The sequence below is a fragment of the Pseudomonas azadiae genome (genome assembly GCF_019145355.1).
GTDB lineage: Bacteria > Pseudomonadota > Gammaproteobacteria > Pseudomonadales > Pseudomonadaceae > Aquipseudomonas > Aquipseudomonas azadiae.
The window spans coordinates 1,137,924-1,151,327 of the sequence record NZ_JAHSTY010000002.1 but is presented as its reverse complement, the minus strand read 5'-3'; the positions used below and the strand labels follow the sequence as shown (position 1 = coordinate 1,151,327).

At 63.1% G+C, this 13,404-nt stretch carries 12 protein-coding genes; 7 read left to right on the top strand and 5 right to left on the bottom strand.

All coding sequences use genetic code 11. The features are described from left to right. Positions 1 to 102 precede the first annotated feature (102 nt). Genes KVG91_RS21685 through KVG91_RS21675 form a run of 3 tightly spaced genes read right to left on the bottom strand, consistent with a single transcriptional unit; the run spans position 103 to position 3,342 of the window. Complete coding sequence (locus tag KVG91_RS21685) at positions 103 to 1,578, bottom strand: FGGY family carbohydrate kinase (protein WP_169375711.1); 1,476 nt, start codon at positions 1,576 to 1,578, stop codon at positions 103 to 105. A gap of 5 nt (positions 1,579 to 1,583) precedes the next feature. Then, entirely contained in the window at positions 1,584 to 2,516 is a 933-nt protein-coding gene (locus KVG91_RS21680) for a transketolase family protein (RefSeq protein WP_169375710.1), read from the bottom strand. Continuing rightward, a complete protein-coding gene (locus KVG91_RS21675) occupies positions 2,506 to 3,342 on the bottom strand; it encodes a transketolase (RefSeq protein WP_169375709.1) in 837 nt (278 codons plus the stop codon). The genes KVG91_RS21680 and KVG91_RS21675 overlap by 11 nt, the downstream gene beginning before the upstream one ends. Before the next feature lie 372 nt (positions 3,343 to 3,714). On the opposite strand from KVG91_RS21675, the gene KVG91_RS21670 reads away from it, so the two are divergent. The 7 genes from KVG91_RS21670 (at position 3,715) to tal (ending at position 10,938) form a co-directional block, all read left to right on the top strand. After that, positions 3,715 to 4,722: an ABC transporter permease gene (locus KVG91_RS21670; RefSeq protein WP_169375708.1), complete on the top strand. Its 1,008-nt coding sequence runs from the start codon at positions 3,715 to 3,717 to the stop codon at positions 4,720 to 4,722. A 50-nt stretch (positions 4,723 to 4,772) separates the two neighbouring features. After that, complete coding sequence (locus KVG91_RS21665) at positions 4,773 to 5,705, top strand: sugar ABC transporter substrate-binding protein (RefSeq protein ID WP_076950710.1); 933 nt, start codon at positions 4,773 to 4,775, stop codon at positions 5,703 to 5,705. Between the two features lie 15 nt (positions 5,706 to 5,720). Continuing rightward, positions 5,721 to 7,229 (top strand): sugar ABC transporter ATP-binding protein, encoded by a 1,509-nt coding sequence (locus tag KVG91_RS21660; RefSeq protein WP_169375707.1) that lies wholly within the window; start codon positions 5,721 to 5,723, stop codon positions 7,227 to 7,229. A gap of 187 nt (positions 7,230 to 7,416) precedes the next feature. Continuing rightward, complete coding sequence (locus KVG91_RS21655) at positions 7,417 to 8,181, top strand: SDR family oxidoreductase (protein WP_169375706.1); 765 nt, start codon at positions 7,417 to 7,419, stop codon at positions 8,179 to 8,181. A gap of 9 nt (positions 8,182 to 8,190) precedes the next feature. Next, complete coding sequence (locus tag KVG91_RS21650; RefSeq protein ID WP_169375705.1) at positions 8,191 to 8,991, top strand: SDR family oxidoreductase; 801 nt, start codon at positions 8,191 to 8,193, stop codon at positions 8,989 to 8,991. A gap of 45 nt (positions 8,992 to 9,036) precedes the next feature. Next, entirely contained in the window at positions 9,037 to 9,990 is a 954-nt protein-coding gene (locus KVG91_RS21645) for a sugar-binding transcriptional regulator (protein ID WP_076950714.1), read from the top strand. Between the two features lie 24 nt (positions 9,991 to 10,014). Continuing rightward, on the top strand, positions 10,015 to 10,938 hold the full coding sequence (gene tal / locus KVG91_RS21640; protein WP_169375704.1) for a transaldolase: 924 nt from the start codon (positions 10,015 to 10,017) through the stop codon (positions 10,936 to 10,938). 407 nt (positions 10,939 to 11,345) lie between these two features. Here tal and aqpZ read toward each other — a convergent pair whose 3' ends face one another. Both aqpZ and KVG91_RS21630 read right to left on the bottom strand, forming a co-directional pair. Further along, positions 11,346 to 12,050 (bottom strand): aquaporin Z, encoded by a 705-nt coding sequence (aqpZ, locus tag KVG91_RS21635; protein WP_169376333.1) that lies wholly within the window; start codon positions 12,048 to 12,050, stop codon positions 11,346 to 11,348. A 90-nt stretch (positions 12,051 to 12,140) separates the two neighbouring features. Then, entirely contained in the window at positions 12,141 to 13,325 is a 1,185-nt protein-coding gene (locus tag KVG91_RS21630) for a sugar transporter (protein WP_169376334.1), read from the bottom strand. Between the last annotated feature and the right edge of the window lie 79 nt (positions 13,326 to 13,404).

Here is a 13,404-nt window from a genome sequence, read left to right as displayed (position 1 = left end):
GCGGGCTTGCTCGCGAAGGCGGTGGGTCAGTTACAGAATTTGTACCTGACCCAACGCCTTCGCGAGCAAGCCCGCTCCCACATGTTTGACTTTCATAAGCCGTTAGAGAAGTGTGCGGGCCAGGGCCTTTTTCCATTCTGAATAACGTCCCGCCATCATCGGATCAGCGTGCGGCTCAAACCGCTCGCGCTGCCGCTCCAGCGCCCCCAGCGCCTCATCACTCGCCCATACCCCCAACGCCCGCCCCGCCAGGTGCGCCGCGCCCAGCGCCGACACCTCCGGCGACAGGCTGCGCACCACCGGGCGCTGCAGCAGGTTGGCCAGGAACTGCATCAGCCAGCGGTTGCGCGTGGCGCCGCCATCCACCCACAGCTCCTTGAGCGGGTTGCCGATATCCTGCTGCATCGCGTCGAACACATCGCGGATCTGGTACCCGATGGACTCCAGCGAAGCCCGCAGGATATGCGCGCCGGAAGTGGCTTCCGTCAGCCCGCAGATCAACCCGCGCGCGTCGGCTTGCCAATGCGGCGCCCCCAGCCCGGACAACGCGGGCACAAAGTACACGCCGCCGTTATCCGGCAGTTGCGCGGCCTGTTCGGTCAAGGCATCCAGGGATTCCCCGGCCACCAGGCGCGAGGCCCACTGCACGGCGGCGCCGGTGTGAACAATGTTGCCTTCCATGCCGAAGGTGGGGTTGACGCCGTCATGCCAGGCCAGGGTGGTCGACAATCCATGGGTGGAAGCAATCGGGCCGCTCATCGGGGTCATCAGCGATGAACCGGTGCCAAGGGTGGCCTTGACCAGCCCCGGTGCGAACCCGCCCTGCCCGTAGAGCGCGGCGTGGGAGTCGCCGATCATCGACATCACCGGGATGCCGGCGGGCACACCGCCCACCGCGACGGTTTCGGCAAAAAAGCCGGCGCTGGGCTGGATCGGCGCCAATGCGACCAGTGGAATCTGGAACAGCGCCAACAGCTGCGGGTCCCAGGCGCAGGTGTGCAGGTTGAACAGTTGCGTGCGCGCCGCATTGGAGTAATCGGTGGCAAACACCTGGCCACCGCTGAGTTTCCACAGCAGCCAGCTATCGACCGTCCCCAGGCAGATGTCCCCGGCCGCCGCGCGGGCGTGGCCGTTATCCAGGTGATCGAGAATCCAGCGGAACTTGCCGGCGGAGAACATCGGGTCGAGGGCCAATCCGGTTTTTTCCAGGACCAGCGCTTCATGACCTTGTGCATGCAGCTCGGCACATAACGCAGTGGAGCGCCGGCATTGCCAACTGATGCACGGCGACAGCGCCTCGCCGGTCTGCCGGTCCCAGGCCACGACCGATTCACGCTGGTTGCTGATGGCCAACGCAGTGATCGGCCGATCCACCTGGGCCAGGCATTCCTCAATGGCGGCCAGGGTGTTGTGCCAGATCGACAGCGGGTCCTGTTCGGAAAACCCGGGCGCCGGGTGGGTGATGCTCAAGGCGCGTGAACCGCGTGCAATCACTTGCCCGAGTTCGTTGACCAGCACCGCCTTGGCGTTGCTGGTGCCTTCGTCTATCGCCAGGATCAGCGGCGTGTTGTTGTTCATGGGGTTCACCGCAACCGAGTGGCAGCCGCCACGATCCCAGCCGCGTCGATGTTATGCAAGGCGCGCGTCGGCTCGCGTGCACCGGCGGCGGCGTATTCGCCATCGCCGATGCCCAGGCGCGTCAACCCGATGCCCAGGCCGGCTTCGGCGAGCACTTCGGCGACCAGGCTGCCGACGCCACCATTGATGTTGTGTTCTTCGACGGTGATCACCGCGCGCGTACCGCTCAAGGCGCTGAGCAACACGTCACGCTGCAATGGCCGGATGGACGACAGGTTGATCACCTGGGCCTGGATGCCCTGCTCCGCCAGCAACGCCGCCGCGTCGACCGCTTCGTGCACCACTGAGCCCAGGGCCACGATGCTCACGTCCGCGCCCTGGCGCAGGATATCCACCTGGCCGGGTTTGAACTGGTAGCCAGCACCATGCACGTCGGGCAGCGCCTTGCCGTCGAGACGGATGTACACCGGCCCTTCATGCCGCAGGGCGTAATCGACGATTTGCCGGCACTCAGTGGCATCGGCCGGGGCGAAGATCTGCACGTGGCCAAAGCCACGCATCACCGAAATATCGTCGAGGCTGTGGTGGGTGCTCGCCAACGGGCCGTAGCTGGTGCCGGCGTTCAGGCCGAACATCTTGACGTTGGCCTGGTTGTAGCAAACATCGACCTTGATCTGCTCGTTGGCCCGCGAAATCAGGAACGGCGCGGCATTGCAGGTGGCAGCGATCTTGCCGCCCAGGGCCAACCCCGCCGCCACACTGACCAGCGACTGCTCGGCAATGCCGACGTTGATCAGCCGCTCGGGAAAACGCTGGACGAATGGCCCGATCTTGGCCGTGGACGTGGAGTCGCTGACCACCGGCACCACATCGAGCCCGGCGTCGACCGCGTCGATGAAAGCCTGCACCATGACGCTCGCCAAATGTTCACTCGCCATGGTTCAACTCCTCCAGTGCCGCGTTGATTTCGTCACCCTTGGGCACGCGGTGGTGCCATTCGGGACGGGCTTCGATAAACGACACGCCCTTGCCTTTGATCGTGTGGGCGATCAGCACCTGGGGCGTGCCGCTCTTGGTCTGCATGCTTTCCAGGGCCTGGATCAATTGGCCCACGTCGTTGCCGTCGCATTCGCTGACGCTGAAGCCGAAGGCGGCCCATTTCACGTCCAGCGGGTCGAGCGGCATGATGTCGGCCGTCAACCCCGCCAGCTGCAGCTTGTTCTTGTCGACGATCACGAACAGGTTATCCAGGCCGTACTTGGCCGCCGCCATTGCCGCTTCCCAATTGGAGCCTTCGGCCAGTTCGCCGTCGCCGGTCAAGACATAAATGCGTTTTTTGCTGCCGGACATTTTTGCCGCCAATGCCAGCCCCACCGCCACCGGCAAGCCGTGGCCGAGGGCACCGGTGTTGAGTTCGATGCCGGGGGTTTTCTGGCGCACCGGGTGGCCAGGCAAGTGGGAATTGAAATGTTGATAGGTCGCCAGCCATTCGGTTGGAATGTAGCCCGCCTGCGCCAGGCAGCAATACAAGCCGCCGACGCCGTGGCCTTTGCTCTGGATATAGATATCGCGCTCCGGGTCATCGGTACGCTCCGGTCCGGTATTGAGGATACGGAAATACAGGGTGGCGAGGATGTCGGTTTCCGACAGGTCCGCCCCGGTGTGACCGCCGGCCGGTGAGTCGGCGTTCAGGCGGATCACGTGGCGTCGGATCAGGCGGGCCTGTTCTTTGATCTGGTGGGCGTCGTACTGGAAGGCATTCATGCAGCGGCTCCTGTGGGTGACCACGCGAGGTGAGGCATTTGCGGTAAACGTGTCAAAGCTGTTTTGAATATTTATTCAGCGCTGACAATATATTTCTATTTAGACGCCGATCACTCCCGCGGTCAAGTGAGCGATCGACGGAAAAACCAAATAAATAGGCGAAATATCCCTCGGACAAACGGGCAAAATCCCACACGGGCGTGTCTATCCCGAGGCTTTGCGCGCAGTGAAAAGAGTGTTTTAGAGGGCTGCCGGAAAAATTAAGCGCTTGACTTTGCCACGGTGTCACTGGAATCTGAATTAACAGTCAGGCACGCATAAATATTCATGCGACCTGAAAGCACTCCAAAAAAAACAACTCAGGAGAACACTGTGGACGCCAAAGCTATTGTCCAGCACCCGGCCGAACTCAAGCCGCCGCCCCGCCCACGCCTGGTGAAACTGCTGCCCAGCAACATCGGCGGCCCGTTGATCGGGCTGGTATTGCTGGTGCTGGTCTTCTCCTTCAGTTCCGAATTCTTCTTTTCCTTGCGCAATGGCCTGAACATTCTTGATCAGGTCACGGTGCTGGGCATCCTGGCGATTGGCATGACGGCTGTGATCGTGATCGGCGGCATCGACCTGTCGGTGGGGTCGGTGCTGGCGTTCTCGATGATGATGCTCGGCTGGCTCTATCAGGATCAGGCCGTGCCGCTGGGCCTGGCGATTCCAATCTCGATCGCCACCGGCATGCTTGCCGGGCTGGTATCGGGCGGGCTGATCACCTACGCCAAGCTGCCCCCCTTCATTGCAACGCTGACCATGATGTCGGTGGCGCGCGGTCTGGCGAATATCCTCACCGAAGGCAGGCAGGTCGTCGGCTACCCGGAATGGTTCACCAGCCTGGCCACGGTGCGGCATTTCGGCTTTCTCTCGGCCACCGTCGGGCTGTTCCTGGTGATGCTGGTGCTGGCCTGGGTGTTCCTGCGCTTTCGGGCCGGTGGGCGCAACCTGTATGCCATGGGCGGCAGCCCGGAAGTGGCGCGCCTATCCGGCATCAAGGTGCGCGCGATCACCTTGTGGGTGTACGCCATCAGCGGCGCCCTTGCCGGTATCGCTGCCGTCACCCTGGCCGCGCGCCTCGACTCTTCCCAGCCCAGCGCCGGCCTGAGCCTGGAACTGGACGCCATCGCCGCCGTGGTGATCGGCGGCGCCAGCCTCAACGGTGGCGTCGGCAGCATCGGCGGCACCCTGGTCGGCGTGTTGATCATTGGCGTGTTGCGCAATGGCCTCAACCTGCTGGGCGTCTCGCCCTTTATCCAACAAGTGGTGATCGGCGTGGTCATCGCCCTCGCCGTCACCATCGACACCCTGCGACGCCGCTCCAGCACTGCCCGTTAAACCTGTTCGACAGTTGACACCCTCCAAAAATAAAACCAGGAGTCACCGACATGTTCAGCCCCAAGAAACTGCTCATCGCCACCGCTCTGGCGGCCGCTACCCTCTCTGCCGCTGGCACCACCTGGGCCAAGGACCTGACCATCGGCCTGGCCGTGGCCAACCTGCAGGCCGACTTCTTCAACCAGATCAAGCAATCGGTGGAAGCCGAGGGCAAGGCCAAGGGGATCAAGGTGATCACCGTGGATGCCCAGGGCAACTCCTCGACCCAGGTCAGCCAGATTGAAGACCTGATCACCCGCCAGATCGACGTGCTGATCTACATCCCGGCCGGCGCCACCGCCGCCGGCGTACCGGTAAAAGCCGCCAAGGCCGCCGGCATCCCGGTGATCGCCGTCGACCGCAATGCCCCCGACGCACCCGGCGATACCTTCATCGCCAGCGACAGCGTGGCCGGCGCCAAGACCCTGGCCGAATACGTCGGCAAGATCACCGACGGCAAGGGCCGCATCGCGATCCTGCAAGGCCAGATCGGTACCACGCCGGAAAATGACCGTGCCAAGGGTTTCGAAGAGGGCTTGAAAGCCTTCCCTGACCTCAAGGTGGTCGCCCAGCAACCAGCCGAATGGGCCCAGGACAAAGGTTTCGCCGTGGCCCAGGACCTGCTCCAGCGTGACCCGAACATCACTGTGTTCTTCGGCCGTGCCGATGCCATGGCCTTGGGTGCCGCGCAGGCGGTGAAAATCGGCAACCTCGATCACAAGGTCGTAGTGGTCGGTTTTGACGGTGACATCGCCGGGCTCAAGGCCGTGCAAAGTGGTGTGCTGAACGCAACCATGACCCAGCAGACGCAGAAAATGGGGCGCCTGGCCGTGGCCTCCGCCATCGACCTCAAAGCCGGCAAAGACGTGCCCAAGGAACAACTGCTGCCCACCGTGCTGACCACCAAAGACAACGTCGCGCCGTTCCTGCAACAGCACCCGTAAGCCTTGGAGATCGTGATGAAAGCAGCAGCGTTGCAGACGTCCACGGACGCGGTGTTGTGCCTGCGCAATATCAGCAAGGCCTACGGGCCGGTGCAGGTACTGTCGCAGGTCAACGTCGACATTCGCCCCGGCGAAGTGTTGGCCCTGCTCGGTGAAAACGGCGCGGGCAAGTCGACTTTGTCGTCAATCATCGCCGGCCTGGTGCAACCGGAGGCCGGGGGCAGCATGACCTGGCTCGGCGAGCCTTACGCCCCGGGTTCGCCGGGGGCCGCGTTGAGCGCCGGGATCGGCCTGATCCACCAGGAAATCCGCCTGCTGCCGCAATTGTCGATCGCCGAGAATATCTTCGTCGGTCGCCTGCCCATGCGTTACGGGCGGGTGGACCGCGAGTACATGGAGGCCCAGGCGCAGATCCAGCTGGAACGCCTGGGGCTCAAGGTGCCGGCGTCGCGCAAGGTCGAAGGCCTCAGCGTGGCGGCCCAGCAACTGGTGGAAATCGCCAAGGCACTGACCCTGAAGGCCAGCCTGTTGATTCTCGATGAACCCACCGCTGCGTTGGGCGGGGACGAAACCGAGTTGCTGTTCAAGCAGGTGGAACGGCTCAAGGCCGAGGGCGTGTCGTTTATCTACATCAGCCATCGCCTGGAAGAAATCGCACGCATCGCCGACCGCGTGCTGGTGCTGCGCGACGGTCGCCAGATCGCCCTGCACGCCACGGCGCAAGTGCCGGTGCGCGAATTGGTCGAGCAGATGGTCGGACGCAGCCTGGAGCGGATTTTCCCCGCGCTGGCGCCTCCCCAGGCCCAGGTGATGCTGCAGGTCAAGGATCTGAGTTGCCGCGAATTCGCCCTGCACGGCATCGACTTCAGCGTGCGCGCCGGTGAAGTGTTCGGCATTGCCGGTGTCGTCGGCGCCGGGCGGACCGAACTGGTGCGCACCATTGCCGGCGCAGCCCAGGACATTCGCGGGCAGATGATGCTCGATGGCGAGGTGCGTCAACTGCGCTCGCCGTTCGAGGCCATCCAGGCCGGTGTGGTGCTGGTGCCCGAGGACCGCAAGCAGCAAGGCGTGGTGGTGGAACATCGCATCGAAGACAACCTGATCTACGGCAACACCGACCTGCTGGATAAACGCGGCTGGGTGTTCCCTGCCCCGCTGCGTGAATTCGCACGCACGGCGGTGGCGCGCCTGGGGGTCAAAGGCGCACCACAGTCGCGGATTTCCAGCTTGTCCGGCGGTAACCAGCAAAAAGTGATCATTGCCAAATGGCTGGCGCGCAACCCCAAGGTGTTCATCCTCGATGAGCCAACACGCGGCATCGACGTGGGCGCGCGGGCGGCGATTTATGAGGTGATCGCGGACCTCGCGGCCAAGGGCATGGCGGTGATCGTGGTGAGTTCGGACCTGGATGAAGTGCTGGGTTTGTCCCATCGGGTGATGGTGATGAGCCGGGGTCGGCAGATGGGGATTCTGGAGCGTGGCGAGGCGACGCCGGTTTCGGTGATGGAAATGGCTACGGCGTAACCGCAAACAATGAAGATCTTTTTGTAGTGAGCGGGCTTGTCCCGCGCTGGGCTGAAGCGGCCCCAAACCAGACGACTCGGTTCTATCTGAAGGCCTGCGGTGTCTTTATTGGGGCGGCTTCGCAGCCCAGCGCGGGGCAAGCCCGCTCACTACAGGGTTCACTGTGATTTCAAGAATGGAGTAATGCATGCAACTTTTCAGTCTTCAAGGCCAAGTGGCCTTCGTCACCGGTGCCGGCAGCGGCATTGGCCAGGCCATCGCCGTTGGCCTGGCCGAAGCCGGCGCGGATGTGGCGTGTTTTGATTTGCCCGGTAGTCCGGGCATTGGCAGCACCGTCGAACGCATCCAGGCCCTCGGCCGTCGCGCCCTGGCCCTCAGCGGCACGGTCACCGAACGCGCCGCCCTGGACGCCGCCGTCGCCCGCACCGAGGCAGAACTGGGCGAGCTCAGCGTGGCGGTCAACTGCGCCGGCATCGCCAACGCACAGGCTGCCGAGGACCTGGAGCTGCAACGCTGGCAGACCACGCTGGACATCAACCTCACCGGCATCTTCCTCAGCTGCCAGGCGCAGGCTGCGGTAATGCTGCCGCGTGGCAAGGGCGCCATCGTCAATATCGCCTCCATGTCCGGCAGCATCGTCAACCGTGGCCTGTTGCAGGCGCACTACAACACCTCCAAGGCCGGGGTGATCCACCTGAGCAAAAGCCTGGCGATGGAATGGGCCGACAAGGGCCTGCGCGTCAATTGCATCAGCCCCGGCTACACCGCCACGCCGATGAACTCACGGCCGGAAGTGGCCGACCAGGTGAAGATCTTTGAACAGACCACGCCCATGGGCCGCATGGCCAGCGTGGAAGAAATGGTCGGCCCGGCGATCTTCCTGGTCAGCCAGGCGTCATCCTTTTGCACCGGTGTCGACCTGTTGGTCGATGGCGGCTTCGTGTGCTGGTAGGAGTTACTCATGTCGCAACGTTTCAGCGGTAAAACCGTAGTCATCACCGGCGCCTGCCGTGGCATCGGCGCCGGCATTGCCGAGCGTTTCGCCCAGGAAGGCGCCAACCTGGTACTGGCCTCCAACGACCTGGAGCGGGTGACGTTCACTGCCGATCAACTGGCTCAGGAATACAAAGTCGAGGTGCTGGCCCTGGGCATCGACGTCACGAACGAAAGTGATATTGAAAAACTCTACCGCGAAGGCCACGCGCGCTTTGGCAGCATCGACGTGTCGGTACAGAACGCCGGTATCATCACCATCGACCACTACGACAAAATGCCCCGCGCCGACTTCGACAAGGTGCTGCAAGTCAACACCACCGGCGTGTGGCTGGGTTGCCGGGAAGCGGCCAAGTACATGGTCAAACAAGGCAGCGGCCGCTTGATCAACACCTCGTCGGGCCAGGGCCGCCAGGGTTTCATCTACACGCCCCACTACGCCGCGAGCAAAATGGGCGTGATCGGCATCACCCAGAGCCTGGCGCTGGAGCTGGCGCGGCATAACATCACCGTGAATGCGTTCTGCCCCGGCATCATCGAAAGCGAAATGTGGGACTACAACGACCGCGTATGGGGCGAGATCCTCAGCACCGACGAAAAACGCTACGGCAAGGGTGAACTGATGGCCGAATGGGTCAGGAACATCCCCCTGCGCCGCGCCGGCAAACCTGCGGATGTCGCGGGGCTGGTGGCATTCCTGGCCTCCGACGACGCGGCCTACCTGACCGGGCAGGCGATCAATATCGACGGCGGCCTGATCATGTCGTGAGGGTTTGGTATCCTCACCCGCATTGATGTCATCACTGAGGCCTTCATGAGCCAGATCGAAGAACAGCGCCTGATCACCAAGATCGCGAGCCTCTATTACGAAGAAGGGCTCAAGCAGTCCGAAATTTCCGCGCAACTGGACTTGTCCCAGTCCTTTATCAGCCGCGCCCTGCGCCGGGCGCTGCAGGACGGCGTGGTGAAGATCAGCGTAATGCGCCTGCAAGGCCTGCACCTGGAGCTGGAAACCCAATTGCAACGCCGCTACGGCGTACGCCGGGTGATCGTGGTGGAAGCCACCGAGCCCGGCAGTGATGAAAGCATCAAGCAGGCCATTGGTTCGGCGGCCGCGCACTACCTGGAAACCAGCCTGTCGCCGCAGGACCATATCGGCATCTCGTCGTGGAGCAGCACCATTCGCGCGATGGTCGGCCACTTGCACGCGCAACCGGGCAAACAGGCCGCCCAGGAAGTGGTGCAGCTGTTGGGCGGCGTTGGTCACAAGGGCGCGTTTGAAGCCACCCTGCTCACCCAGCGCCTGGCCACCCTGCTCAACTGCCCGGCGTATCTGCTGCCGTCGCAGAGCATCGAGCAATCGGTGCAGAGCAAGCAGCGCATCGTGCAGATGGAAGAGGTCAAGGAAGTGCTGCAGCGCTTTGACAGCATCACCCTGGCGATTGTCGGGATCGGCGAGCTGGAGCCCTCGCAACTGCTGCGCAACAGCGGCAACTACTACACTGAGGACATGCTGCGCCTGTTGGCCGAGCGCGGTGCCGTGGGTGATATCTGCCTGCGCTACTTCGATGCCCAGGGCCAGCCGGTGCTGGAAGAAGATGAAGAATTCGTCGTCTCGGTGGCGCTGCCCAAATTGCGCAATATCCAGCGCGTGCTTGGCCTGGCCGGCGGGTTGAACAAGGTCCAGGCGATCCGCGGCGCGCTCAAGGGCGGCTACCTGGACATCCTGATCACCGACCTGGACACGGCTCAGGCGCTGAATCAGTAAACCCATTTCTGGAGAACGACGCTCATGACATCCAAGCTCGAACAACTCAAGCAATTCACCACCGTGGTTTGCGACACCGGCGACCTGGAGGCCATCAGCCGCCTGAAACCGGTCGACGCCACCACCAACCCGTCGCTGCTGCTCAAAGCCTCGGCGATCGCACACTACGGCGACATCCTGCGCGAAGCGCTCGACCTGTCCAAGGGCGATCTCGGCCTGGCCTGCGACCAGTTTTCAGTGGCGGTCGGTTGCGGGATTCTCAAGGTCATCCCCGGTCGCATCTCCACCGAGGTCGATGCGCGCCTGTCGTTCGACGAAGACGCGCTGTGGGCCAAGGCCAACCAGCTTATCGAGCTGTATGACAAGGCCGGCGTCGGCCGCGATCGCGTGCTGATCAAGCTGGCGTCCACCTGGGAAGGCATCCGCACCGCCGAGCGCCTGGAAAAGGCCGGTATCCAGACCAACCTGACCCTGCTGTTCTCCTTCGCCCAGGCCCAGGCATGCGCCGATGCGGGTGTGTTCCTGATCTCCCCTTTCGTCGGTCGCATCTACGACTGGTACCGCAAGAGCACAGGCTTGGATTACACCGGCGCGGATGACCCGGGCGTGCAGTCGGTGACGCGCATCTACAACTACTACAAGGCCAACGGCATTAAGACGGTGGTCATGGGTGCCAGCTTCCGCACCCTCAGCCAGATCGAACAGCTGGCGGGCTGTGACCGCTTGACCATCAGCCCCGAGTTGCTGCAAAAGCTCGATGAAGACCAAGGCACCCTGGAACGCAAACTGCTGCCGGGCGCCGCCGGCGAAGCGCGCCAATCCATCAACGAAGCGCAATTTCGCTGGGCCTCCAACGAAGATGCGATGGCCACCGAAAAGCTCGCCGAAGGCATCCGCCAGTTTGCGCGAGACCAGGAAAAACTCGAAGCGGTACTGGCTGCGCTGTGATGCCCCTATCGCCATAGGCTTCGGTGTTGCACGGTCCCTGGCGGCCTGATAGTCGCCAGCGTCCTATCAGGTGTAAATCGATCAAACTGTGTGGGCTTGCCCGCGAAGGCAGTCTGTAGTGAGCGGGCTTGCCCCGCGCTGGGTGGCGAAGCCGCCCCAAACCAGGCGGCTCGGTTCTACCTGAAGGTCGTAGATGTCTCTATCGGGGGCGGCTTCGCCACCCAGCGCGGGGCAAGCCCGCTCACTACAGACTGCCTTCGCGAGCCCGCTCCCACAGTTTTGACCCAGGTCGGCATGAAGTAGCAGTCGGCTCCAAGGCCGCCGCGCTCTTGCTCTTGACCTCGAATCGCCCCGTCAACCAAGCTGGCCGGAACAGGCAGTAGCGATTTTATCAAGCGTACAAGGCATCAAGCCGGCTTTTGCTCACCCAATGTGCGCGCTGCCAACGCCCCCAACACCCCGCCGACAATCGGCGCCAGCCAGAACACCCAAAGCTGCGAAAGGTACTCAGCCCCGGCAAACACGGCAGGCCCGGTACTGCGTGCCGGGTTGACCGAGGTATTGGTCACCGGGATCAGGACCAGGTGAATCAAGGTCAGCGCCAGGCCAATGGCAATCGGCGCTAAGCCCGGAGCAGCCCCCGGTGCAGTCACACGCATAATGATGAATACGAAGAAGAACGTGGCAATCAGCTCGCCCAACAGTGCGGCCTTCAGATCAAAGAGGCCTGGGCTCAAGGGGCCGTAGCCGTTGGCGGCAAAACCACCCACGGTGAAACCAGGCTGCCCGTTGGCAATCAGGTACAACGCCGCCGCGGCAGCGATCGCCCCGGCCACCTGCACCACGATATACGGCAGCACATCACCGGCAGCAACGCGCCGCCCTGCCCACAGGCCAATGGTCACCGCCGGGTTGAAGTGCCCGCCGGAAATGCCCCCGACCGCGTAGGCCATGGTCAGTACAGTGAGGCCAAACGCCAGCGAAACGCCCACGAAACCGATGCCCAACCCCGGAAAGGCCGCCGCCAGAATGGCGCTGCCACAGCCGCCGAACGTCAACCAGAAAGTACCGATAAACTCGGCGATCAAACGCTTTTGCACAATCGACTCCATTGCTGCTCAAGTGCCGTCACCACAGGACATGGGCGGTCGTCGGCGACGGTAGCAATGGGTATTAAAATTCTGTGTAGGTTTTATCCTGTTTTAACGGTTCACGACACCCTGCCCAAACCTGCGAATCGCCAGGCAATACCCCACCAACGCCAGCGCCGCCAGCAACCCGCCCGCCGCGCCGATCCAGGCGAAGCCGAACTGGCTGCCGACCCAACTGCCCATCAGGGCGCCGCCGCCAATGCCGATGTTGTAGATGCCGGAGAACATCGCCATGGCCACGTCGGTCGCGTCCGGTGCCAGCACCAGCACCTTCGATTGCATGGCCAGGCCGAAGCCCATGATCGCGATGCCCCAGAAAACGCTCAGCACCACCAGGTAGGACTGCGCACCGCTCAACGGCAACAGCAGTGCCAGGCACGCGGCCAGGATGAACACTGCGCCGACCACGAACAGGTGAGGATTGAAGCGGTGCACCAGGCTGAACAACAGCGAGCCGATAATGCCTGCGCCGCCAAATACCAGCAGGATCAGGGTCACGGCGCTGCCGCTCATGCCGGCCACGCCTTCGACGAAGGGTTCGATGTAGCTGTAGGCGGTGAATTGCGCGGTCACGGTCATGGCGGTGAGCACGTAGAGCGCCACCAGCGCGGGGCGCTTGAACAGCAGCGGCAGGCTGCGCAGTGAGCCGGAGTTCTGGCTCGGCAGCAACGGCAAGGTGCGCGCCAGCCAGAACACCAGCGCGGCGGCGAACGCGCCGATGACCAGGAAGGTGGTGCGCCAGCCCATGGCTTCGCCCAACAGGCGGCCCAGCGGGATACCCAGGACCATCGCCAGCGAAGTGCCGGTGGCCAGCAGGCCGAGGGCTTGCACCTGCTTGCCTTCAGGCGCCAGGCGTACCGCCAGCGAAGCGGTGATCGACCAGAACAAGGCGTGGGCCAAGGCAATGCCGATGCGACTGATCATCAGCAGGCCGAAACTTACGGCGACGCTGGACAGGATGTGGCTGACAATAAACAGGCAGAACAGCACGATCAGCAGCTTGCGCCGTTCGATGTTGCGGGTCAGCAGCATCACCGGCAACGAGGTCAGGGACACGATCCAGGCGTAGATGGTGAGCATCAGCCCGACGCTTGCAACCGGCATGTCGAAGCTGGCGCCAATGGCGCTGAGCAGCCCGACGGGCACGAATTCGGTGGTATTGAACACAAACGCAGCCAACGCGAGGGCGATGACCGGTTGCCAATTGGCTTGGGGGGTTGCGGCTGAAATGCTCATTGACGGGTCGGTCTACTCAGTTTCCGCGTTGATCAAGCCGGCCCAGTGCCGGCCCTTGAGCAGCGCGGAAAAATAGTAA

Bases quoted from the DNA above. Each gene is read 5' to 3' on its own strand.
- tal (WP_169375704.1), top strand. From the start codon at position 10,015: ATGACATCCAAGCTCGAACAACTCAAGCAATTCACCACCGTGGTTTGC.
- KVG91_RS21650 (WP_169375705.1), top strand. From the start codon at position 8,191: ATGTCGCAACGTTTCAGCGGTAAAACCGTAGTCATCACCGGCGCCTGC.
- KVG91_RS21675 (WP_169375709.1), bottom strand. From the start codon at position 3,342: ATGAATGCCTTCCAGTACGACGCCCACCAGATCAAAGAACAGGCCCGC.
- KVG91_RS21660 (WP_169375707.1), top strand. From the start codon at position 5,721: ATGAAAGCAGCAGCGTTGCAGACGTCCACGGACGCGGTGTTGTGCCTG.
- KVG91_RS21645 (WP_076950714.1), top strand. From the start codon at position 9,037: ATGAGCCAGATCGAAGAACAGCGCCTGATCACCAAGATCGCGAGCCTC.
- aqpZ (WP_169376333.1), bottom strand. From the start codon at position 12,050: ATGGAGTCGATTGTGCAAAAGCGTTTGATCGCCGAGTTTATCGGTACT.
- KVG91_RS21680 (WP_169375710.1), bottom strand. From the start codon at position 2,516: ATGGCGAGTGAACATTTGGCGAGCGTCATGGTGCAGGCTTTCATCGAC.
- KVG91_RS21630 (WP_169376334.1), bottom strand. From the start codon at position 13,325: ATGAGCATTTCAGCCGCAACCCCCCAAGCCAATTGGCAACCGGTCATC.
- KVG91_RS21685 (WP_169375711.1), bottom strand. From the start codon at position 1,578: ATGAACAACAACACGCCGCTGATCCTGGCGATAGACGAAGGCACCAGC.
- KVG91_RS21665 (WP_076950710.1), top strand. From the start codon at position 4,773: ATGTTCAGCCCCAAGAAACTGCTCATCGCCACCGCTCTGGCGGCCGCT.
- KVG91_RS21655 (WP_169375706.1), top strand. From the start codon at position 7,417: ATGCAACTTTTCAGTCTTCAAGGCCAAGTGGCCTTCGTCACCGGTGCC.